The 22,287-nt window shown below is 67.3% G+C and carries 20 protein-coding genes; 7 read left to right on the top strand and 13 right to left on the bottom strand.

What is annotated here, in order from left to right; all coding sequences use genetic code 11:
* Positions 1-16: 16 nt before the first annotated feature.
* Together KK488_RS16560 and KK488_RS16555 are read right to left on the bottom strand one after the other, a co-directional pair.
* Positions 17-859 carry an ABC transporter ATP-binding protein gene (locus KK488_RS16560; RefSeq protein ID WP_214624808.1) on the bottom strand — a complete coding sequence of 281 codons (843 nt, stop codon included), beginning with the start codon at positions 857-859 and terminating at the stop codon, positions 17-19.
* Entirely contained in the window at positions 856-1,965 is a 1,110-nt protein-coding gene (locus KK488_RS16555) for an ABC transporter permease (RefSeq protein ID WP_214624807.1), read from the bottom strand. The genes KK488_RS16560 and KK488_RS16555 overlap by 4 nt, the downstream gene beginning before the upstream one ends.
* Before the next feature lie 80 nt (positions 1,966-2,045).
* Here KK488_RS16555 and KK488_RS16550 point away from each other — a divergent pair, with 80 nt between their 5' ends.
* On the top strand, positions 2,046-2,723 hold the full coding sequence (locus tag KK488_RS16550) for an HAD family hydrolase (RefSeq protein WP_432653863.1): 678 nt from the start codon (positions 2,046-2,048) through the stop codon (positions 2,721-2,723).
* Positions 2,724-2,876: 153 nt separating this feature from the next.
* Here KK488_RS16550 and pgeF read toward each other — a convergent pair whose 3' ends face one another.
* The 3 genes from pgeF to lgt are packed head-to-tail and all read right to left on the bottom strand — an operon-like array spanning position 2,877 to position 5,518.
* Positions 2,877-3,641, bottom strand: a complete 765-nt coding sequence (gene pgeF, locus KK488_RS16545; RefSeq protein WP_214624806.1) for a peptidoglycan editing factor PgeF — start codon at positions 3,639-3,641, stop codon at positions 2,877-2,879.
* Complete coding sequence (locus KK488_RS16540; RefSeq protein WP_214624805.1) at positions 3,638-4,600, bottom strand: class I SAM-dependent methyltransferase; 963 nt, start codon at positions 4,598-4,600, stop codon at positions 3,638-3,640. The genes pgeF and KK488_RS16540 overlap by 4 nt, the downstream gene beginning before the upstream one ends.
* A gap of 57 nt (positions 4,601-4,657) precedes the next feature.
* Positions 4,658-5,518, bottom strand: a complete 861-nt coding sequence (gene lgt / locus KK488_RS16535) for a prolipoprotein diacylglyceryl transferase (RefSeq protein WP_432653867.1) — start codon at positions 5,516-5,518, stop codon at positions 4,658-4,660.
* Between the two features lie 80 nt (positions 5,519-5,598).
* Here lgt and KK488_RS16530 point away from each other — a divergent pair, with 80 nt between their 5' ends.
* A complete protein-coding gene (locus KK488_RS16530) occupies positions 5,599-7,284 on the top strand; it encodes a class I adenylate-forming enzyme family protein (RefSeq protein WP_349356913.1) in 1,686 nt (561 codons plus the stop codon).
* Here the strand turns inward: KK488_RS16530 and KK488_RS16525 are convergent.
* The gene (locus tag KK488_RS16525) at positions 7,281-7,784 is read right to left on the bottom strand and encodes a sterol desaturase family protein (RefSeq protein WP_214624872.1); all 504 of its coding nucleotides are present in this window, start codon (positions 7,782-7,784) and stop codon (positions 7,281-7,283) included. The genes KK488_RS16530 and KK488_RS16525 overlap by 4 nt on opposite strands.
* A gap of 88 nt (positions 7,785-7,872) precedes the next feature.
* On the opposite strand from KK488_RS16525, the gene KK488_RS16520 reads away from it, so the two are divergent.
* On the top strand, positions 7,873-8,661 hold the full coding sequence (locus KK488_RS16520; RefSeq protein WP_432653862.1) for a peptidylprolyl isomerase: 789 nt from the start codon (positions 7,873-7,875) through the stop codon (positions 8,659-8,661).
* Positions 8,662-8,765: 104 nt separating this feature from the next.
* Here the strand turns inward: KK488_RS16520 and KK488_RS16515 are convergent, their stop codons facing one another.
* From KK488_RS16515 to sseA, 3 genes are all read right to left on the bottom strand, one after another.
* Positions 8,766-9,503, bottom strand: coding sequence for a TorF family putative porin (locus KK488_RS16515; protein ID WP_214624803.1), 738 nt, complete (start codon positions 9,501-9,503; stop codon positions 8,766-8,768).
* A 325-nt stretch (positions 9,504-9,828) separates the two neighbouring features.
* Entirely contained in the window at positions 9,829-11,058 is a 1,230-nt protein-coding gene (gene metC / locus KK488_RS16510; RefSeq protein WP_250890581.1) for a cystathionine beta-lyase, read from the bottom strand.
* Entirely contained in the window at positions 11,055-11,900 is an 846-nt protein-coding gene (sseA, locus tag KK488_RS16505; protein WP_214624801.1) for a 3-mercaptopyruvate sulfurtransferase, read from the bottom strand. The genes metC and sseA overlap by 4 nt, the downstream gene beginning before the upstream one ends.
* A 76-nt stretch (positions 11,901-11,976) precedes the next feature.
* Between sseA and queF the strand changes: the two genes are divergently transcribed.
* Complete coding sequence (queF, locus tag KK488_RS16500; RefSeq protein WP_214624800.1) at positions 11,977-12,423, top strand: preQ(1) synthase; 447 nt, start codon at positions 11,977-11,979, stop codon at positions 12,421-12,423.
* A gap of 34 nt (positions 12,424-12,457) precedes the next feature.
* On the opposite strand, the gene KK488_RS16495 is transcribed toward queF, so the two are convergent.
* The 4 genes from KK488_RS16495 to hflK form a co-directional block, all read right to left on the bottom strand.
* A complete protein-coding gene (locus KK488_RS16495) occupies positions 12,458-14,080 on the bottom strand; it encodes a helicase HerA-like domain-containing protein (RefSeq protein WP_214624799.1) in 1,623 nt (540 codons plus the stop codon).
* Between the two features lie 118 nt (positions 14,081-14,198).
* Positions 14,199-15,716, bottom strand: a complete 1,518-nt coding sequence (locus tag KK488_RS16490; protein ID WP_214624798.1) for a Do family serine endopeptidase — start codon at positions 15,714-15,716, stop codon at positions 14,199-14,201.
* Positions 15,717-15,869: 153 nt separating this feature from the next.
* Positions 15,870-16,718 (bottom strand): protease modulator HflC, encoded by an 849-nt coding sequence (gene hflC / locus KK488_RS16485; RefSeq protein ID WP_214624797.1) that lies wholly within the window; start codon positions 16,716-16,718, stop codon positions 15,870-15,872.
* Positions 16,715-17,809 (bottom strand): protease modulator HflK, encoded by a 1,095-nt coding sequence (gene hflK, locus KK488_RS16480; RefSeq protein ID WP_432653861.1) that lies wholly within the window; start codon positions 17,807-17,809, stop codon positions 16,715-16,717. Before hflK ends, hflC begins: the two co-directional genes overlap by 4 nt.
* Positions 17,810-17,957: 148 nt before the next feature.
* Here hflK and KK488_RS16475 point away from each other — a divergent pair, with 148 nt between their 5' ends.
* Genes KK488_RS16475 through hemH form a run of 3 tightly spaced genes read left to right on the top strand, consistent with a single transcriptional unit; the run spans position 17,958 to position 22,268 of the window.
* Entirely contained in the window at positions 17,958-18,977 is a 1,020-nt protein-coding gene (locus KK488_RS16475) for an Mrp/NBP35 family ATP-binding protein (protein ID WP_214624795.1), read from the top strand.
* Positions 18,970-21,255: a xanthine dehydrogenase family protein molybdopterin-binding subunit gene (locus tag KK488_RS16470; RefSeq protein WP_284732220.1), complete on the top strand. Its 2,286-nt coding sequence runs from the start codon at positions 18,970-18,972 to the stop codon at positions 21,253-21,255. The genes KK488_RS16475 and KK488_RS16470 overlap by 8 nt, the downstream gene beginning before the upstream one ends.
* Positions 21,252-22,268, top strand: a complete 1,017-nt coding sequence (gene hemH / locus KK488_RS16465) for a ferrochelatase (RefSeq protein ID WP_214624794.1) — start codon at positions 21,252-21,254, stop codon at positions 22,266-22,268. The genes KK488_RS16470 and hemH overlap by 4 nt, the downstream gene beginning before the upstream one ends.
* The last annotated feature ends 19 nt before the right edge of the window (positions 22,269-22,287 follow it).

Raw genomic sequence — 22,287 nt, 5'->3', positions numbered from 1 at the left:
GGGTGCGGCGGTGCGGTCATGCGGGCGCTCCGGCGACGGGGCGGCCCGGATGCCGGCTCTGGCCATGGGCGATGCGCCCGCGCGGGCCGTTGAAATATTCCTGGATCCAGGGATGGTCGAGCGCCAGCAACTCGTCGATCGTGCCGACCGCGATCACCTTGTGATCCGCGATCACGGCGACCCGGTCGCAGATCGCGTGCAGCGTGTCGAGGTCGTGGGTGATGAGGAAGATGGTGAGGCCGAGCGTCTGCTGAAGCTCGCGGGTCTGCTCGTCAAAGGCCGCCGCGCCGATCGGATCGAGGCCCGCGGTCGGCTCATCGAGGAACAGCAGATCCGGATCGAGTGCCAATGCGCGGGCGAGGCCGGCGCGCTTCTTCATGCCGCCGGAGAGCTCGGACGGGAATTTCGGCCCGGCATTGTCGGGCAGCCCGGTCATCAGGATCTTGTAGGCTGCGATCTCCTCGCGCAGTTGCCTGGGCATCTCGGGATAATATTCGCGCAGGGGCACCTGCACATTCTCCGACACCGTCAGGGTCGAAAAGAGCGCCCCGCTCTGGAAGAGGATGCCCCAGCGCTTGCGCACGGCGAGCAGCGCCGGATCGTCCGGATCGCGATCGAGCATCGGTTCGCCCAGCACGTTGATCTCGCCGGCCTCGGGCTTCTGCAGGCCGATGATCGAGCGCATCAGCACCGATTTGCCGGTGCCGGATCCGCCGACCACGCCCAATATCTCGCCGCGCCGCACGTCGAGATCCAGCCCGTCATGGACCAGCTGATCGCCGAACCGGTTGACCAGTCCGCGAATCTCGATGATCGGCGCATCGGATCGCCGCGACGACGCGGCCGGGTCTTGCGTCATGTCCAGCCGATCCAGGTGAAGAAGACCGCGAAGACGGCATCGAGCACGATGACGAGGAAGATCGCCTGCACGACAGCAGAGGTGGTGCGCAGGCCGACTTCCTCGGCATCGCCGCGCACCTGGAGGCCCTGGAAGCAGCCGGCGATGCCGATGATCAGGCCGAACACCGGCGCCTTGACCAGCCCGACATAGAGATCGGTGATCGGCACCACCTCACGCAGCCGCTGGATGAAGGTGATCGGCGGAATGTCGAGGCTGACGGCGCAGAGGAAGCCGCCGCCGATGATCGCGCAGATCGACGCATAGAAGCCGAGCAGAGGCATCATGATGACGGCGGCGAGGATCCGCGGCATGACCAGTGCCTGCATCGGCTGGACGCCGATGGTCCGCATCGCGTCGACCTCTTCGTTGAGCATCATCGTGCCGATTTGCGCCGCGAAGGCGGAGCCGGACCGGCCCGCGACCATGATCGCGGTCATCAGCACGCCGAGCTCGCGGAAGGTCAGGCGCCCGACCAGATTCACCGTCAGCACTTCCATGCCGAACTGCTTGAGCTGCACCGATCCCTGCTGGGCGATGACGATGCCGACCAGGAAGCTCATCAGGCCGATGATCGGCAGCGCCGCGATGCCGACCACCTCGAGCCGCTGGACAAGCGCGTTGATCCGGATCGAGCGGGGATGAGCGATCATGTGGCCCATCGCCATGACGGTCGCGCCGAGGAAGCCGAGCAGGCCATACATGGTGTGACCGACGATCTTGGTCGCGGCGCCGATCTGGGCGAGGACGCGGATCGTCGGATGCGGCTCAGGCTCGGTCAACGCCAGCGGCGTGTCGTTGCGCGCCACGACCTCGAGCAACCGGGTCGCATCCTCGTCCGCGCCGATGACCCTGGCCTGGGTGCGCTCGGCGAAGCGATGGACGATCCAGGCGCCGATCGTGTCGATATGATCGATGCCCTTGAGGTCGATCTGGGCGACCTCGCCGTCGATGGCGTCGATCCGCTGGGGAATGTCGCCGAGATGGGCGAGGGAGAGACTGCCGGAAAGCGCGACGGTGCGGCCCTGCGCGTCGTCGCGTTCGCTGAGATCGGCCTCTTGCGTCATCGCGCCCACACTGTGCCAGTTTGCGTTGCGCGGCAAGCCGATTTGCCCCATGCGCCCCCAACGCGCGAAACCGGGGATGGATGCAGCGAGTGCAGAAGATCGCCATTTACGACATGGACCGCACCATCACCGTCCGTGGCACCTATGCCGCGTTCCTGGTGCACATGGCCCTGTCGGTGGCGCCGTGGCGGCTGATCCTGCTGCCGCTCGTCGGGCTGATCATGCTCGGCTATATCTTAAAGCTGGTGCCGCGCAGCCGTGCCAAGGAACTGAACCAGGCGCTGCTGATGGGGCGCCGGGTGAGCCGCGCGCGCATTCTGCCTGCGGTCGAGGCCTATGCGGACAAGGTCGTCACGACCAACATCCGCGCCGGCGCCCTCGCGCAGATCGCGGCTGACAAGGCAGCCGGATGCCGGCTCGTCATCGCCTCGGCCTCCTATCGTCTCTATGTCGAGCCGATCGCCCGGCGGCTGGGCTTCGATCATGTCATCGCGACCGATCATTTCACCCAGGGCGTGGACTATATCCGCGCCAGGATCGCCGGCGAGAATTGCTACGACACCGCCAAGCTGCGGATGATCGAGGCGTGGATGGCGGCTGAGGGGGTCGGACGGCTCCAGGCCCATGTCCGCGCCTATAGCGACCATGTCACCGATGCGCCGATGCTCGATTTCGCCGATGAACCCTATGCGGCCAATCCGCACAAGCCGCTGGTGACGCTGGCCAAACTCAAGGGCTGGCCGATCCTGCACTGGTGAGGTTGCGCCGCGCGACCGGGGTTCCCATCCCGTTCGGTTCGAGCGGCCATCGCGCTTGTCGAGATGGTTGTCGAGACCATCGCGCTGCATTGGTCTTCTCGACTCCGGTTCTCGACAGGCTCGAACCTCAGCTCGAATCGAACGGAGGATTTGCTAGTCCGTCAACCCGATCAGCGAAATCTCCCGCCCATAGCCCGGCTCGCCGAGATGGCAGGAACGGCGATAACTGAAGAAGCGCTCGGGCTGGCTGTAGGTGTCCTCGTCCAGCATCGCGACCTGGCCGACACCCGCTGCCGCCAGCCGGGCCGCCACATAGCCGGCAATGTCGAACTGGAGATGCCCCGCCCGCCCTGCCGAGAAGAAGCGGGCATCCTCGCCATCCCGCTCCAGGAACGGCCGCTCGAACCCCTCGCTCACTTCATAGCTCGCCCGGCCGATGCAGGGGCCGATCGCGCAGGCGATGGCGCCGCGCCGCGCGCCGAGCGCGATCATGGCGTCAAGCGTCGCCTCGCCCACGCCATGCAGCGCGCCCTTCCAGCCCGCATGCGCCGCGCCCACGACGCCCCGCTCGGGGTCGGCGAAGAGGATCGGTACGCAGTCGGCGGTCAGGATGCCGAGCAGCAGGCCGGGCCGGTCGGTCACCAGCGCGTCCGCCCTGGGCCGCGCATCGACCGGGATCGGTTCGCTCACCGTCACGACATCGGGAGAATGGACCTGATGCGCGGTGACCAGAGTCGAGCCGGGCAGCACGGCGTCGCGCGCCAGATCGCGATTGCGCAGCACCGCCGCCTGATCGTCGTCGGACCCGAGTCCGACATTGAGGCCGGCATGGATGCCGGTCGAGACGCCGCCGCGCCGGCCGAGGAAGCCATGGGGCACGGCGCCGAGCAAAGGCGCGCGAAGAACCTCGACGCTCATGCGAAGCCTGCCGGTTCGGGCCAGGCGGGATGGCGCAGGGCCAGCGCCCTGAACAGCCGGCCCATCTGCGCCGGGGCAACGAGGCGCGTCTTCGCGGCCTGGAGCTCATCGGCCCGCTCCGGATTTGTCCGCGCCAGCGAGGCAGCGCGCGCTTCGATGCCCAGCGCGGTCAGGAATGCGCCCTGGCCGACGCAGGGACTCGCGCGCAGTCCCACAACCCGGCCGACAGCGGCGAGCATGGCGAAATCGACATGGGCGGTGAGATCGCGACTGCCTGGTTCGGCCAGCGGATCGACGAAAGCATGGGCTTGCATGGCCTGCAGCGTATCGCCGGTCGCGGGGCCCTCATAGCCATAATCGATGGCGAGCAGCGCCCCGCCCTGCTTCGCGATGCGCGTGCCCAGCCTGGCGACGATCGCTTCGCTCGCCGGATTGCGCTCGACGATGCTGCCGAGCGGCGCGTCGGCCAACTGCGCGGGGATTGCGTCGGCGCAGTCTCCCTCACCCAGGGCGAAGTGGCCGTTCGCCACCATCCGCTCGTGCCAGCCCCGGCCTGTCCGCTCATACTGCCGGATCGGCAGCGCATCGAAAAACTCGTTGGCGATGATGATGAGCGGGCGGTTATCGGGCAGATCGTCGATGCTCTCGTGCCAGCTCGCTTGCGGCACCGCCCTGCCCTGCCGTGCCCGCAGCACCGGGCTCGTCTCGACGAAATGGACCGGCGGCGAAAGCCCTGCCTGTCCCATCGCGCGCAGCGCATCGGTGGCGAGCGTCCCCCGCCCCGGCCCGAGCTCGACATAGGCGACAGCATTCCCCGCGCCCGCGCGCAAGGCCAGATCGGCGAACCACAGCCCGATCAGCTCGCCGAACATCTGGCTGATCTCCGGCGCGGTGATGAAATCGCCTTCCGCCCCGAGCGGATCGCGTGTCGCGTAATAAGCGGCGTTCGCGGACGCCATATAATCGTGGAGCGAGATTGGTTTTGCGCTGGCGACCATTTCGGAAGCGCGAGCGCGTCAGGCGACGCTGTCCAGCCCGACCGTCGGCTCCACCCGTGTGCGCCGGCCCTTGGCGGTCGCGATCAGATAGATACCGAGCACGATCAGCGGGATGCTCAGCCACTGGCCCATGTGCAAGCCGGTGCGCTCGGCAAATTCCATGAGCTGCGAATCCGCTTCGCGGTAAAATTCCACGAAGAAGCGCGCCGCGCCATAGGTCAGGGCGGCGATGCCGAAGAGCTTGCCCGGCTCATAGCGCGCCTTCGTCTTCCAGAAGAAGAAAGCGAGGATGGCGAACATGAGCGGGCCTTCCAGGGTCGCCTCATAGAGCTGGCTCGGATGGCGCGGCAGATCACCGCCGGTCGGGAAGATGATGGCCCACGGCACGTCCGTCACCTTGCCCCACAGCTCGCCATTCACGAAATTGGCGATCCGGCCGAAGCACAGGCCGAAGGGCACGACGCAGGCGATATAATCGCACACGCGCAGGAAGTTCAGCTTCTCTCGCCGCGTCATGATCCAGATGGCGAGGATCACGCCGATCGCGCCGCCATGCAGCGACATGCCTCCTTCCCACAGCTTGAAGACGTCGAGCGGGTGCTCGAGGATCTTCTGCTGGTAGAAGAGCACATAGCCGAGGCGTCCGCCCACGATGATGCCGAGCGTCGCGTGAAAGATGAAATCGTCGGCGTGGCGCCGCGCCATCGGCGATCCGGGCTGGCGGATCAGCACGGTCAGATACCAGTAGCCGATCAGGATGCCGGCGAGATAGGCGAGGCTATACCATTTGATGGCGAAGAAGCCCAGGTTCAGCGCGACGGGATCGAGCCCGAGATCGTCGAACCGGATCGGCTGGGCAGCGGCGGCGGCCGCGAGCATGGCAAGCGTCAAGTCTTTTCCCCGGAGGTTTTGCGCTGCATAGTGCAAGACGAGAACAAGACCAAGGCCGGAGAGACGCAGTGGCGCATCCCTTTGAAGAAGCCCTCGATGCGATCCGCATGGTCATCACCGCTCCGGACGGCCCCCTTCCGGTCGGGCAGGTCACGGCGCGGGGCGCGCTCTATCCTGGCTTCGTTGCCGCCCCGCCCGATCTGCCGCGCTTCTTCGCCCATTTTTGCGCGGAGCATGGCGAGCGGACATGTCTGGTCGACGGCGCCGAGCGGCTGAGCTTCGCGCAGGTCCATGCGCTGGCACGCCGGCTGGCTGCCGGCCTCATCGCGCATCATGGCGTCACGCCTGGCGAGCCGGTGGGCCTTGCCGGGCGAAACGGCGCGGGCTGGATCGTCGCTTATATGGGCATCGTCATGGCCGGCGGGGTCGCGACTCTCATCAATGCCTTCTGGACCGGGCCGGAAATGGCCGCGGCTGTCCGCGACGTCGGCTGCCGATTGGTTCTGGCCGATCGCTTCCGCCACGACGCCCTCGTGGCGCGGGGAGAGGAAAGCGGCGCACGGCCGATCCTGCTCGATCTCGACATACCAGTCGCCGAAGCGCTGGCGCCGCTCTGCGCCGATCCGGCTGACATCACCTTTCCCGCGCCTGGGCCCGACGCGCCGGCGACCATCCTGTTCACCTCCGGCTCCACGGGGCAAAGCAAGGGCGCGCTCTCCGATCATCGCGCCAAGGTGCAGGCGGTGTTGAACTTCGCCTGCAACGGCCTGTGCGTCGCGACCTTGCTCGCCCAGCGCGGCACGCCCGCCGATCCCGCTCCGGCGACCTTGCTGAACCTGCCCCTGTTCCACGTCACCGGCGAGGTGGTGGTGATGCTGCAGAGCTTCGTGCTCGGCCGCAAGATGGTGGTCATGCGCCGGTGGGACGTGCCCGAGGCGCTGCGCCTGATCGAAGCCGAGCGGGTGACCTATGTCACCGGCGTGCCGCTTATGGGGCTGGAGCTGGCGACGCATGGGGAGCGCGAGGGCTTCGATCTCTCGTCGCTCAGCGATCTGGCGGCGGGGGGCGCGCCGCGTCCGGCCGAGCATGTCGAGCGGATCCGCGCTTCCTTGCCGAACATCTGGCCGTCCTTCGGCTTCGGCCTCACCGAGACCAACGCGGTCGGGACCGGCATCGTCCGCGAGACCTGCCTCGCTTATCCTCACAGCCCCGGCCGCGCGACGGCGCCGCTGGTCGATCTCGCCATCTTCGGCGAGGATCATGCCGTGCTTGATACGGGTGAGGTTGGTGAAGTTGGCATCCGCGCCCTCGCCAATATTTCCGGCTACTGGAAGCGCGCCGCGGACAATGCGGCTCTGTTCACGCCCAGCGGCCACGTGCTGACCGGCGATCTCGGCAACCTGGATGCGGACGGCTATCTGACCATCGTCGGGCGCAGCAAGGACATCATCATTCGCGGCGGCGAGAACATAGCCTGCCCGGAAGTCGAGGCGGCGCTCTATGCGATCGCCGACGTGCGCGAATGCGCGGTGTTCGGCATCCCTGATGCGCGTCTCGGCGAAGTGTCGGTCGCGGTCGTGCATCTCGATGCGGCGAGCGGCCTGGACGAGCGCATGATCGGCGAGGCGCTGAACGGCCGGCTCGCGGCCTACAAGCGGCCGAGCCGTATCCTGCTGCACGACGCGCCGCTCCCGCGACTCGGCTCCGAGAAGATCGACAAGAGAGCGCTGCGCGAGACCTATCTCGCGGGTTAGGGCCTCGGCCGTGCGGCGCGAATCCGGCCGTCCTGCATCTGCGCGAGCTGGCGCTTGAGCGTCTCGGGCGCCGGCGCGACGAGGAAGCCGAAGCTGACATTGCCCGCGCGCGTCTCCACGACATGGTGCAGCCGGTGCGCCTGGACGATCCGCTTCATATAAGAGGAGCGCGGCACATAGCGATGCGCGATCCGCTGGTGCACGATGATGTCATGGAAGCCGAGATAGATGGCGCCATAGGCCGCGATGCCGGCGCCCACGGCGATCGCCCAATCGCCCCAGCCGAGCTGGACGCCGCCCAGGAGCAACAGGATCGACGGGCTCGCGAAGATCACGAAGTAGAGATCGTTCAGCTCCCACAAGCCGCTCCGCGCACGGTGATGGCTGGCATGCAGGAACCAGCCCGGACCATGCATCACCCAGCGGTGCATCACATAGGCGAAGCCCTCCATCAGGGCGACGGTAAGCAGGAAGAGCAGGATGAGACCGGCAAGTGACATGGCGAAACGGCTATAGGCACGGCGGGCCGGGCTGTGAAGCGGAGGGACGACTCTTGTCAGGACGGCGGCGCGCGCTAGCATTGCGATCATGACCGCCCTTGCGACTCTTTGCCGTATCGCGCTGCCGCTGGCGCTTCTTGGCATGACGGGCACGCAAACGGCGCCGGCCGCTGCCGCCCGGCCCACCGAGGAGGAGATCCAGGCGCGGATCGAGGCGGATCTGGCCGCCCAGGCGAAGGCCGAGGCGCAGGCAAGGGCCGAGGCTGCCAAACGCCAGGCCGACGCCGATGCGGCCGAGGAAGCGCGGATCGCCCGAGAAGCACAGGCCGCGCAGGCCAGCGCGCCGACCTACAGGACCGTCCCTGTCATCCTGACGACCAGCCTCGGGACGATCACCATCGCGCTCGAAGTCGAGCGGGCGCCGATCACCTCCGCCTATTTCCTGCGCTATGTCGACGAGAAGCGGTTCGACGGAACCAGCTTCTATCGTTCGTTCAAATATCCCGACGGCACGCCTGGCGGGTTCATCCAGGGCGGCACGCAGAATGATCCCAAGCGGATCCTGAAGCCCGTGCCGCACGAGCCGACGAGCAAGACCGGCCTCAGCCACGTCAACGGCGCCGTCTCGATCGCACAGGCCGCGCCCGGCACCGGCACGGGCGATTTCTTCATCATGGTCGGCAGCATCAAGGGCTTTGATGCGGATGCGACGCAGCCGGGCTTCGCCGTGTTCGGGCGGGTGGTCGAGGGCATGGATGTCGTGCGCGCCATCGCCGACGCACCACGCAGCGCAACGGCCGGCGAAGGCGTGATGAGGGGCCAGATGCTCGATCCGACGGTCAAGATCCTGACCGCCCGGCGTGCACCGGGGTCCTGAACCTCTGCAATCACGGCCGATCCGCAAAAGAAAAGGGGCCGCGACCTAGGTCGCAGCCCCTTATGGCGTGCCGCCGCTCCCACGGCGGGCGGCAGTGCCTTGTCTTAGAAGGCGGCGGTCAGCGAGAAGACCACGGCCGCGTCCGAACCGCGAATGAAGCCCGGCTCGTTGGTGTCGACATAGGAGACGCCGAAGGTCAGCATCTTGTAGGTCGCCGTCGCGCCGAGCGACCAGTCGACCACCTCGCCGTCGGTGCCGCCCGGGAAGGCATCGCTGCTGGCATAGCCGAGATGGCCGTTCACGCCGAACGGCGTGCCGGGGATCGCCAACGACGGCTCGGCATGGATGTAGATCTCGTCCGAGTTGCCGACGCCGGTCTTGAGGTTGGCGAGCGCATCCTGCGACCAGCCATAATTGACGCCGACCTTGAGCGTCGCCGGGCCGATCGCGCCGGTGAGGTTCACATAGGGCTCGAAGAAGTCGGTGTCGCCGCCGCCATGCTTGGGATAGAGATAATAGAGCAGGCCGACATCGAGCGTCACGCCCGGCGTGATCGCCTTGGACCAGCCGGCGAACAGATCGATCTCCGTGCCACCCGCGAAGGTGATGCTGGAGCCCCAGGTGCCGACATAGAAGCCGCTGTCATGCGTCGCGGTGATGCCGCCCTGAATGGCTGCATTCTGGCTGCTCTGCGAGAAACCGCGGAAGCGATAGTCGGACACCAGGGCGACATTGCCGGTGATCTTGAATGGTTCGGCCGCCGGCGCATCTTCCGCCAGGGCCGGCGTCGAGATGGCGGAAAGCAGAGCGATGGCCGAGAGGCCGAGAATGGACTTACGCATGGGAATTTCCCCTTATCGAGATGATGCGATCGTCCCTACCTGCGGTACCGTCGATCCCTTCGTCTTGCATCCGCCAGATGGCGGCCGAGCGACCTGTCCGGTAAACCGCCTGCAACCTGCCGCCTCGTTGTGCGGCGCACAAGCAAAAATCGTTACCGCCATGTTGCAACGCGCAACTCTGTTGCATGCGTGCAACGATGCCTGTCCCGATCAGACGGTGCGGAATCCTGCCGTATAATTTAATTACAACATAGCCGCGCGCCGCAAAGCAGCCGTGCTGCAACACGAGGGAAAGCGTGAAGGCGGCTTGGTCGGAAGAACCGTTTCAGCCGTTCATGGCTGCGCGCCACGCCCCGAAAGCCCCATCCATATCGGCGATAAGATCCGCCGGGTCCTCCAGACCGACATTGATTCGGACCAGCGGACCTCGATTTGCATCCCACGGGGTGGCCGTGCGCAGGCCGTCGGGATCGACGGGCAGGGCCAGGCTCTCATAGCCGCCCCAGCTATAGCCGATGCCGAACAGGCCGAGCGCATCGATGAAGGCGGCCCGCTCCGCCTCGCCGCCGCCCCTGAGCTCGAAGGCGAACAGGCCGGACGCGCCCCTGAAATCCCGCGTCCAGGCATCATGCCCCGGGCAGGAGGGCAGCGCCGGATGCAGCACGCTCGCCACCTCCGGCCGCTCCTCCAGCCATTGCGCGACCTTCAGGGCGCTGGCGCCCTGCTCCTTCAGGCGCACCGCGAGCGTGCGCAGGCCGCGCAGAGCGAGCCAGCAATCGTCGGGACTCGCCATCTGCCCCAGCATATGCCCGCGCCGCTGGACGCGGGGCCAGAGCGCGGCATTGGCGCTCACCGATCCCATCATGACGTCGCTATGGCCGACGATATATTTGGTGCAGGCGACGATCGAGATGTCGACGCCGAGGCCCAGGCCCGGCAGCAGCAGCGGTGTCGCCCAGGTATTGTCGAGCAGGGTGACGATACCGCTCGCCTTCGCCACGGCCACGATGGCGGGAATGTCCTGCACCTCGAAGGTCAGGCTACCCGGGCTCTCCAGGAAAATGGCGCGCGTCTTGTCGCTGACCAGATTGGCGATGCCGGCGCCGATCTGCGGATCATAATATCGCGTAACGACGCCGAACTCGCGCAGCAGCCCGTCGCAGAGCGCGCGAGTCGGGCCATAGGCGCTGTCGACCATCAGCAACTCGTCGCCCGGTCGCATCACGGCGAGCAGGGCGCCGGCGATCGCCGCGACGCCGGACGGGAAGAGCATGGTGCCCGCTGCTTCCGGCTCCATCTGCGTGATCGCCTCGGCCAGCGCCCAGCTCGTCGGCGTGCCGCGCCGGCCATAATAGAGCTTGTGCTGATCGGTCATGTGGGTGCCGCGCAGATGCGCCACATCTTCATAGAGGATCGTCGAGGCGCGCCAGACCGGCGGGTTGACGATGCCGCCCCGGTCGCCGGGCATGCCCGTCCATTCGGCGCGCCGGCCGGCCTGGACGAGTCGGGTCGCGGGCTTCAGCATGCGCTCGCCGTCGCCGTCTTCGCCGCTCATGCCGGGCCGGTCGCCTTGGGCGTGTGCGGATCGGCGCCCCATTCGGACCAGCTGCCGTCGTAGATGGTCACGTCGTCCTTGCCGATGAGCGCCGCGCCGAACAGGAGATTGCAGGCGGTGACGCCGCTGCCGCAGCTCATGATCAGCGGCCGGTCGAGATCGACGCCGGCTTTCGCAAAGGTCTCGCGCATCGCCTCGTCTCGCTTCCACAGGCCGTCAGCGTCCAGCATCTGGCCGGTCGGCAGATTGACCGAGCCGGGAATATGGCCCGAGGCCATGTCGGCGCGGGGCTCCGGATCCTCGCCGGCAAACCGCGCCGCGCCGCGGGCATCGACCACTTGCGCCGCGCAACTCTCGATATTGTCCAGCACGTCCGCCATGCTGCGCACCTGGCGCTCGTCCTTCGCGGCGGCGAAGGTCGCGGGGGGGCGTGCACGACCCTCGCCGCTTTCGGTCGGCCGGCCCTCGGTCAGCCAGCGCGCGAAACCGCCGTCGAGAATCGCGACCTGCCGCGCGCCGAACAGGCGCAGCAGCCACCAGGCGCGGCCCGAGCTTGCCAGTGGGCTATTGTCATAGACGATGATGCGATCCGTCTCGCTCACCCCCAGCGCGCCCAGATGCGCTGCGAACTGGGCATTGGTCGGCACCATCGAAGGGCGTGGATCGTCGACGTCCTTCAGGTTCGAAAGATCGAGGAACGCTGCGCCCGGAATATGGGCCTCGCGAAATTCGGCGAGCGGATCGCGCGGCGTGCCGGGCAGGAAGCTGGTCGCGTCGAGGATGCGCAGATCCTGCGCGCCTAACTGGCTCGCAAGCCATTCGGTGGAAACAAGCTTGTCCATCGCCTTGCCCTCTTCTCATTGCCGCCGCCGCGCAAGGGGGTTCGCGCGGGCGCCGAATCATATTAAAGGCGCGGCCATGACACTCAAGCATCTCGGCCAGTCCAGCGCTCTGCCCGCCAGCCCGGACGAGGCGGTCCTCGACTATGTGGCCAATCCGCGACCCGGCCGCCCCTATCTGGTGCGCCTTTCCGCACCGGAATTCACCTCGCTCTGCCCGATCACCGGCCAGCCCGATTTCGCCCATCTGGTGATCGATTATGTGCCGGGCGAGACGATCGTCGAATCCAAATCGCTCAAGCTCTTCCTCGGCAGCTTCCGCAATCATGGCGCCTTCCATGAGGATTGCACGGTCGGCATCGGCGAGCGGCTGTTCGCGGAGATGAAGCCGCTGTGGCTGCGCATCGGCGGCTATTGGTATCCGCGCGGCGGCATCCCGATCGACGTCTTCTGGCAATCGGGCGCGCCGATCGAGGGCGTGTGGCTGCCGGACCAAGGCGTGGCGGGCTATCGCGGACGGGGATAACACCCGTTCCGCGAAGAATGACATTTGCCTGATCTTATTTGATCCAGCTGCCGAGTACACCGCGGACGATGCTGCCAATGATGCCTCCGCCGCTGCTGCGCCCTCGGCTCGATCCTCCGATTGCACGGCCAAGTTCGTTGGCTACTTGCCGACCAACGGAGGAAGCAGCTGCGCGCGTTGCCGACTGGATCGCCTTGTCGAACATGCCGGGCTTCGCCGCCTCGCGTTCGGCCGCAGCCTTGGCGCGCGCTTCTTCCTTGAGCTGTGCCTCGCGCTGCCTGGCCTCGACCTTGGCCTGCTCGGCGGCCGCCTTGTCTGCCTCGGCCTGCGCCTTGGCGGCGGTCGCCGCCGCCGCCGCGGCCTGACCGCGCGCCAGGAGAATTTCCTCGGCCGATTCGCGATCGACCTCCTGGTCATATTTGCCCGCGCAGGGCGAGATGGACTGGATGATTGCGCGCTCCTTGGGCTCGAGCGGCCCGACGCGTGAGCGCGGCGGCGCGATCAGGGTGCGCTGCACCGGCGAGGGCGAGCCGTCCTCCTGCAGCAGCGACACCAGCGCTTCGCCCACCTTGAGCTCGGTGATGACGGTCTCGACGTCGATGTCGGGATTGGCGCGGAACGTCTCGGCGGCGGACTTCACCGCCTTCTGGTCGCGCGGGGTGAAGGCGCGCAGGGCGTGCTGAACGCGGTTGCCGAGCTGGCCGGCGACATCCTCCGGAATGTCGATCGGATTCTGCGTGATGAAATAGACGCCCACGCCCTTGGAGCGAATCAGCCGCACGACCTGCTCGATCTTGTCGGTCAGCGCCTTGGGCGCGTCGTCGAACAGCAGATGCGCCTCGTCGAAGAAGAAGACGAGGACCGGCTTGTCGGGATCGCCCACTTCCGGGAGCGTCTGGAAAATCTCCGACATCAGCCAGAGCAGGAAGGTCGCATAGAGCTTGGGGCTCTGCATCAGCTTGTCGGCGGCGAGTATGCTGATGTAGCCGCGGCCCTTCTCGTCGAGCTTCAGGAAATCGTGAATGTCGAGCGCCGGCTCGCCGAAGAATCTGCCGCCGCCCTGGCTGTCGAGCTGGAGGAGCTGGCGCTGGATCGTGCCGACGCTGGCCTTGGTAATATTGCCATATCTGGCGCTCAGCGCATCCGCATTCTCGGCGCAATAAGCCAGCATGGCCTGGAGATCGTCGAGATTGAGGAGCAGCAGCTTCTCCTCGTCGGCATAGCGGAAGGCGATGGTGAGCACGCCTTCCTGCACTTCGTTGAGGTCCATCAGGCGCGCGAGCAGCAGCGGCCCCATCTCGGAGATGGTGGTGCGGATCGGGTGACCCTGTTCGCCGTACAGATCCCAGAAGATCGCGGGATTGTCGGAGAAAGCATAGTTGGTGAGGCCGATCTCCTGTGCGCGGGCGACCAGCTTGTCGGCATTCTTGGCGGTCGGCGAGCCGGCCATGGCGATGCCGGAGAGGTCGCCCTTCACGTCGGCGACGAAGACCGGGACGCCGTCGGCGGAGAAGCTCTCGGCAATGCCCTGCAGGGTCACCGTCTTGCCGGTGCCGGTCGCGCCGGCGATCAGACCGTGGCGATTGGCGCGGCGCAGGACGAGGGACTGCGGCTGTCCGCCGCCCACGCCGATGAAGATGCTCGTCTCGTCGCTCATGCCGCTCTCCGCTTTGTCGTCCCGCATGAGATACCAGCTTCCGCCCGTATGACGAGGGGTGGAAATGACGAAGGGCGCGGATTTTACCCCGCGCCCCCTCGAAATCCTGGCTGCCCGCTTACTCGCCGCGCAGGCGGATCGGCACGAATGCGGGCGGTGTTCCGCGCCGGGTGACCTGGAGCAGCACGGCGCTGCGCTTGGCATCCTTGGCGGCCTGAGCCAGGCGGTTGAGATCCGCCTCGTTGGTGACGCGCTCGTAATTGGCCTGGGTGATGACGTCCCCGCGGCGCAGGCCCTTGGCGCCCGCGTCCGTGGACGGATCGACCGCGGTTACCACGACGCCGGTCGTTTCGGCCGGCAGGGCGAGCTGGCGCGCGATATTGGGGGTGAGCGTCTGTACCGCGATGCCGAGCAGCTGCTGCGCGGCCTGCTTGACCGACTGCGCGTCCTGGTCGGAGAAATCATCCTGCGACGGCTGCGCGAAATTGGCGAGCTCGTCCTCGGACGGCCGCTCGCCGATCAGCGCGCGCACGGTCATCGGCTTGCCGTTGCGGATGATATCGATCGGCACCGTGGCGCCGACCGGCTGGCCCGAGATGATGTAGGACAGCGTTTCGTCCGGCGTCACCGACTGGCCGTTGACGCGCACGATCACGTCGCCGGCCTTGATCCCGGCCTTGTCCGCGCCCTTGCCGGCCTCGACCGACTGGACGAACTCGCCGCGATTCTTGGGCAGGCCGAGCGAATCGGCCATGTCGTCGGAGAGCTGGCTGATCTGGATGCCCAGATAGCCGCGCTTGACGCTGCCGCCCTTGCGCAGCGTCTCAATGACCGGGATCGCTTCCTCGGCGGGGATGGCGAAGCCGATGCCGACATTGCCGCCGGTGGGCGAGAGGATCTGCGAGTTGATGCCGATCACGTTGCCGTTCATGTCGAACATCGGGCCGCCCGAATTGCCCTGGTTGATCGAGGCGTCGGTCTGGATGAAGCGATCCGCGCCGCCGGTGTTGCGATGAAGCGCCGAGATGATGCCGGCGGTGACGGTGCTGCCGATGCCGAACGGATTGCCGATTGCCACCACCCAGTCGCCGACGCGCGACCTGGTCGAATCGCCGAACTTCACGAACGGCAGCGGCTTGGGCGCCTGGATCTTGAGCACGGCGAGGTCGGAGCGCTGGTCGGTGCCGATCAGCTTGGCGGTATATTCGGTGCGATCGGGCAGGATCACCGTGATCGAATCGACGATCGCGCCGCGCGCGCCGGGCGCCACGACATGGTTGTTGGTCACGATATAGCCGTCGGGCGAGATGATGAAGCCCGAGCCGAGCGACTGGGCCTGGCGGGTCTGCGGCGCACCGCCGCTGCCGTCGTCACCGCCGAACAGGCTGCCGAACGGCGTGCCGGCAAAGGGATTCTGATTCTGGACCTGGACGCGCTGGCGGGTGGAGATGTTGACCACCGCCGGCTGCAGGCGCTCGACCATGTCGGCGAGGCTGACCGGTGCGCCGCGCGGAGCGGCGGCGGACATGCCTTCATTCTGCGCGGTCTGGGCGACCACGCTGGTCGAGTTGGACGTCAGGGCGAGTGTTGTGCCGCCGACGAGCAGGGCTGCTGTGATGGCATAAGCGTAGCGCACGAAAACCTTCCTCTCATTCAATCATCGTCAAGGCGCCCCTCACGGGCTGGACCGAAACTGGTCAGGCATCCCGGCTTGGGCCATGACGCGCGCCGGATTAACCGGCATTGAATGGCGCGCCGCCGTTCCGCGACGGCGCACCGGCTCTTGAAATCAGCGCCCGCGGAACTGGCGGAGATACTCGCTGTCCGGCGACAGGATCGCCGTCGTCTCGCCAGCCGCGGCATCGGGCTTGAGGCTGACACGATAGGACTGCATCGCCCGATAGAAATCATAGAAGGCTGGGTCCTTGCCGAAACTCGCGGCATAGACTTTGGCTGCATCCGCGTCGGCCTGGCCGCGAATTTCCTGTGCACGCCGTGCGCCTTCGGCCCGGATCGTCGCGGCTTCCTGCTCGCGCGCCGAGCGCATGCGCTGGAGCGTGTTCTGCAGCGGTGCGCCGTCGGGCAGGTCGGTGCGGGTGATGCGCACGTCGACGATCTGCGCGCCATATTGCCGCGCCACGACATTCAGGCTCTTGCGGATGTTGGTCATCACCTCGCCCCGCTCGGGGCTCAGCAGCAGGCGGGCCTGCCGCTTTCCGAGCTCGTTGCGCAGCGCCGAGCCCAGGATGGGCTTGAGCGCATCGGCGACGCGCTCCTCGCTGCCCGCTGCGATATACATCTGCCGCGGATCGACGATGCGATAGCGCGCGAAGGCATCGACCTGCAGCCGCAGCTGGTCGGTCGAGAGCACTTGCTGGCGCTCCATCGCGACGGACTGGATGCGTTTGTCGATCCACACGATCTGGTCGAAGAACGGCAGGCGGATCTTGAGGCCCGCGCCGGTATGGCCGAAATCCTCATTGGCGCGATACGGATTGTAGATCGCCTCGGGCTTGCCGAGCCGCAGCACGACAGCCTGGCTCGTCTCGGGCACGATCGCGAAGGTGCTGCCGAGCAGGACCAGCGCTATCGTCGCCAGCACGGCGATCAGGATGGGGTTGCGCAGGGACAGGGTCATCGGCCGCCTCCCTGTGCCGGCACCGCTTCGACGCTGGTGCTCGGCCGCGTCGGTGGGCGAACGGCGGGAAGCGGCAGATAGGGCGTCACGCCGCCGGGCTCGACGATGGTCTTGTTGATGCCCGCGAGCACCGTCTCCATCGTCTCGTAATACATGCGGCGACGCGTCACTTCCGGCGCCAGCTTATACTGCTCATAGACCTTGTCGAACGCCGCCGTCTCGCCGAGCGACTGCGCCTCGAGCTGTTGCGCATAGGTGCGCGACTGGTTGATATAGGTCTCGGCGGTCTGCTGCGCGGCGGTGACTTCCTTGAACGCGTCGTTGACGGCGTCCGGCGGATCGGCCTGCTTGACCGCAACGCCCTGGATGCGGATGCCGGCATGATAGCCGTCGAGAATCTCCTGCATGCGCTGCTGCACCTGCGTCTCGATCGCGCCACGTCCCGATCCCATCGCGTCCGTCAGCGAGACGGTCGCAATGACTGCACGCATGGCGGATTCGGCGACATCTTCGATCGTCTTGTCGGGATCGGCGATCTGGAAGGCATAGAGTTTGGGATTGCTGATGTTCCAGCGCACCGAATAGCCCAGATCGATGATGTTCTGGTCTTCGGTCAGCATCAGGCGCTGCGATTCGTCGCCGGCCGAGCCGAGATCGAGCGTGCGGATCTCCTGCACGTCGATGACCTGGACCGTTTCGAGCGGGGCCGGCAGAGTCATGCTGACGCCGGGAGTCAGGATGCGGCTGTAGCTGCCCAGGAAGGAGACGACGCCCTGCTGCTTGGCGCCGATGCTGTGGAAGCTGGTCAAAGCGAGCCAGATGACGACCACCGCGCCGACGGCATAGGGCCACAGCGAGCGGGCGGTCGGGCCGTTCGGCATCCCGCCGCCGAAGCTCTCACGGGCGCGCCGGAGCAGTTCGTCGATCGCGCTGGGACCGCGTGGACCGCGGCCGCCGGCGTCGTCGCGCGGAGGCGGCGTCCACGGGTTACGGGGGCCATCGCCGCCCTTGCCGCCCGACTGGTCCTCATCCTTGCCGCCCCAGGGGCCGCCCTCGCTCATTGCCAGCGGGCGGCCTGTGCGCTCCGTCATGTCCGTGTCCATAGGGCTTCTATAGGGAGGCGAACTGAGGAAATACAGGGTGGGCAAGGCAATATTGCGCGGCCCCTCCGCAAATCTTCTCCCAAAATAGCGGCCGCGACGCTTTGCGCTGGCGATCCGATGCGTCTAGAGCGCGCTCATGAGTGACGGATCGAGCAGGGCCGATGCGGCCATAGACCCAGAGGTTGTCCAGCGCATCGAGACTATCGCGCCCGGTCGCGTGAGCGGCCTGCGCCTGCGTGACGGCGTGTTGAGTCTCGTCCTCGAGGTCGGCGGCCTCGAGCCGGCCGAGCGCGAAGCGCTGACCGCGCGGATCAAGGCGGCCGGTGAGATCGAGCCCGGCATCGATCATGTTCGCATCGCCATGACCGCCGAGAAGTCGGCGCGGCCGCTCATCGTGGCGGTCGGGTCGGGCAAGGGCGGCGTCGGCAAGTCGACCCTGGCGGTGAATCTGGCGGTGGCGCTCAAGCGCCTCGGCCGGAAGGTCGGCATGGTCGATGCGGATATTTATGGCCCCTCCCTGCCGCGCCTGCTGGCGAGCGAGGACGTCAAGCCCGGCACCGAAGGCACCCGGCTGATCCCGGTGCCCAATGCGCAGGGTGTGCCGATGCTCTCGATGGGCCATCTCGCCAAGCCCGGACAGGCGATCGCCTGGCGCGGACCGATGGCGGGCAATGCGCTTGGCCAACTGATCGATGCCGACTGGCGCGGCATTGACCTGCTGATCGTCGACCTGCCGCCGGGCACCGGCGACGTGCAGCTCACCATGATCCAGAAATACAAGCCAGTCGGTGCGGTGATCATCTCGACGCCGCAGGATCTGGCGCTCATCGACGCCGCGCGCGCGATCAGCTTCTTCGATCAGGCCAAAGTGCCGGTGATCGGCATGGTCGAGAACATGTCCGGCTATGTCTGCCCGCATTGCGGCGAGGTGTCCGATCCGTTCGGCTCGGGCGGTGCCGAGGCGGAGGCGGCCGATATGGGTCTCGCCTTTCTCGGCCGCGTGCCGCTCGACATCGCGGTGCGCAGCGCGTCCGACGCGGGCACGCCGCCGGCCGCCGACGAAGGCATCGTCGGCCAGCCCTTCCGGCTGATCGCCGAGCGGGTGGCGCGCTGGCTCGACAATCAGCAGCTGCCGGCAGGCGCGACGTTTGGCTGAGGCGCCGACGAGCGAGGACGACGGGAGCGGCGGTTCGCGCCTCCGCCTCAGCCGCCGCACCTTGCTCACCGGCGCGGCGGCGGGCGGCGGACTGGCGCTCGCCTGGATGCTCTGGCCGCGCCACTACGAGCAACAGGCCGATGCCGCGAAGGGCGAGACCGCGTTCGGGGCCTTCGTGAAGGTCGATCGCGGCGGACAGGTCATCGTCATGGTGCCGCAGGCGGAGCTCGGCCAGGGTGTGTTCACTTTGTTCGCACAGATTGTCGCGGACGAGCTCGGTGCGGATTGGCGCACGGTTGCGGTGCAGCCGGCGCCGCCGGGGCCGGTCTATGCCAATCGACTGCTCGCGCGCGAATGGTTCGACGGTCCGGTCAAGCGCGCCTTCGGCAGCTGGGGCGACAGCGCGGTCGACGAATATGCGCGCCGCTCCTCGCTGATGCTGACCGGCGGATCGACCTCGGTCGCAAATTTCTACGAGGATCTGCGCAAGGCGGGCGCGGCCGCACGCGTCCTGCTCTGCATGGCGGCGGCGGCGCGCTGGGACGTCGCCTGGGAAGCCTGCGACATCGTGAACGGCATCGTGTCGGACGGCAAGCACAAGGTGCGCATCGGCGAGATCGCGCATGAGGCTGCGGGCTTCAAGCTGCCGCCGGTGCTGCCTTTCCGTCCCGACGATCGCGACGATGCGCTGGTCGGCAGCGATGCACCGCGCCTCGACGTGCCCGCCAAGATCGACGGCTCGGCCAATTATGCCGCCGACATCCGCTTGCCGGACATGATCTATGCGGCGATCCGGCAGGGGCCGGTGAATGCGGCGGGCCTCAAGTCGATCGACGAGGGCGCGGCGCGCAAGGTTCAGGGCATGATCGGCATCGTGCGTGAGCAGGGCTGGGTCGCGGTCACGGCGCGCAATTGGTGGGCGGCCAATCAGGCGCTCGACCGGCTCGATCCGGTGTTCACGCTGAGCGGTCCGGCGCTCGACGATCATGCGATCGGCAAGGCGCTCGACGATGCCTTTGCCGGTGACAATGGCGCGGGCTTCTTCAAGCGCGGTGATGTGCAGCCTGTCTTCGATCGGGCGAAGGTCGTGCGCGCCGATTATGCGGTGGCGCCGGCGCTGCATCTCCCGCTCGAGCCGATGGCGGCGACGGCGCGCGTGCGCGAGGGCGACGTCGAGGTGTGGATGCCGACCCAGGCGCCGGTGCTGGCGCGCCAGGCGATCGCGAAGGCGCTGGACGTCGCCGAGAGCAGCGTCACCGTCTATCCCCTGTTCGCCGGCGGCTCGTTCGGCGTCAAGATGGAGGTGGATGCGGGCGTGCAGGCTGCCTTGATCGCGCGCGCGGCCAGGGCGCCGGTGCAGCTCCTCTGGTCGCGCTCGGAGGATATCATCCGGGACTGCCCGCGCCCGCCCGCCAAGGCGCGCATGACGGCGCGACTGGGGCCGACGGGCTTCGTGCAGGGCTGGTCCGCCAAGGTCGCGGCGCCGGCCGCGCTCGCCCAGGTCTGGCGCCGCGTCGGCCACGGCGAGACGCGGGCGGCGGCGCTGGCCTCGACCGCGGGCAAGGCCGATGCGCTGGCCGTCGCGGGCATGGACCTGCCTTATGCCATCCCCAATTTCCAGGTGGATCATTACCCCGCCGACATCGATCTTCCCGCCGGCCGCTGGCGTGGCAATGCGGATAGTTACGGCACGTTCTTCTCCGAGAGCTTCATCGACGAGCTGGCGATCGTCTCCGGCGTCGAGCCGCTCTCCTTCCGCATCCAGATGCTGGGCGCGCATCCGCGCCTCGTCCAGTGCCTCACCACCTGCGCGACGCTCGGCGGCTGGCAGGGCGGTTTGCGTGGCAGCGGGCAGGGCATTGCCTGCCACATGATGCGCGGTGCTTACATCGCCGTGCTGGTCGAGGCCGGCTTTTCGCAGGGCAGGGTGGCCGTGCAGCGGATGGTCGCGGTGGTCGATGCGGGCAATCAGATCAATCCCGACATTGCCCGCCAACAGATTGAAGGCGGGCTGATTTTCGGTCTGGCGGCGGCGCTGGGCGCGGCGCCCGGCTACCGCAATTCCATGCCCGTCGCGATGCGGCTGTGCGACTACGGCCTGCCGCACTTGCGCGATACAGGTGACGTCATGGTAGAATTCCTCGACAATCCCACCGGCGACCCCATCGGTGTTGGCGAAATCGGCGTCCCGGCCGTTGCCCCGGCGCTGGCGAGCGCGCTCTCGACGATCAGTGGCAAGCGCTATCGGCAGCTTCCCATCATCGGCAAGACAGCATGAGCGCGCTGCGTCCACCCGACCACCCCGCTGCGCCGACCGGCAAGGTCGCGGTGCTGATCGTCAATCTCGGCACGCCGGATGCGCCGACGCCGGAGGCGGTCAAGCGCTACCTGCGCGAGTTCCTGTCCGATCGGCGCGTGGTCGAGATCCCGCCGATCGCGTGGCAGCCGATCCTGCGGGGGATCATTCTCAACACGCGGCCGAAGAAATCCGCCCATGCCTATCAACAGGTCTGGACGCCCGAGGGCTCGCCGCTCGCCGTCCATACGCGCGACACGGCGCGTGCCTTGCAGTCGGTCTGGGGCGATGCGGTCACGGTAGACTGGGCGATGCGCTATGGCGCGCCGGCCATCGCTGACCGGCTCCATGCGCTCAAGCAGAGCGGCCATGACCGCATCCTGATCGCGCCACTCTATCCGCAATATTGCGCGGCCACGACCGCGACGGCGATGGACGAGGTCGGCCGCGCCCTCGCGGCGATGCGCTGGCAGCCCGCCATCCGCATGCTCCCCGCCTATCCGGGCGATCCCGCCTATATCGAGGCGTTGCGCGCACGCACCCAGGCGCAGCTTGCCGCCTTGCCCTTCGCGCCCGATCGCATCCTGGCGAGCTTTCACGGCATGCCGCAGCGCACGTTGACGCTGGGCGATCCCTATCATTGCCAGTGCGTCAAGACGGCCCGGTTGCTCGGCGAAGCGCTGGGGCGCGAGGTCATGGTCAGCTTCCAGTCCCGCTTCGGCCGCGCCAAATGGCTGGAGCCGGCGACCGACGCGACCCTCGCGGCCCTGCCCGGTCAGGGCATCCGCTCGATCGCGGTGATGACGCCGGGCTTCTCGGCCGATTGCCTGGAGACGCTCGAGGAAATCGCGCTGCGGGGAAAGGACGTGTTTCTTGCGGCGGGCGGCGAAAACTTCGCCTTTTTGCCCTGTCTAAACGCGGAGGCCGACGCTATCACGCTCTACAGGCAGCTGCTCGGCCGTGAATTGGCTGGCTGGGTGGAGGCCCTGGTTTGACCGGTATCTGGAGAGGAAG

The organism is Sphingobium nicotianae, from assembly GCF_018603885.1.
GTDB classification, from domain to species: domain Bacteria; phylum Pseudomonadota; class Alphaproteobacteria; order Sphingomonadales; family Sphingomonadaceae; genus Sphingobium; species Sphingobium nicotianae.
Note: the sequence above shows the minus strand (reverse complement) of the source record. Positions and strands in the feature narration are given on the sequence as shown.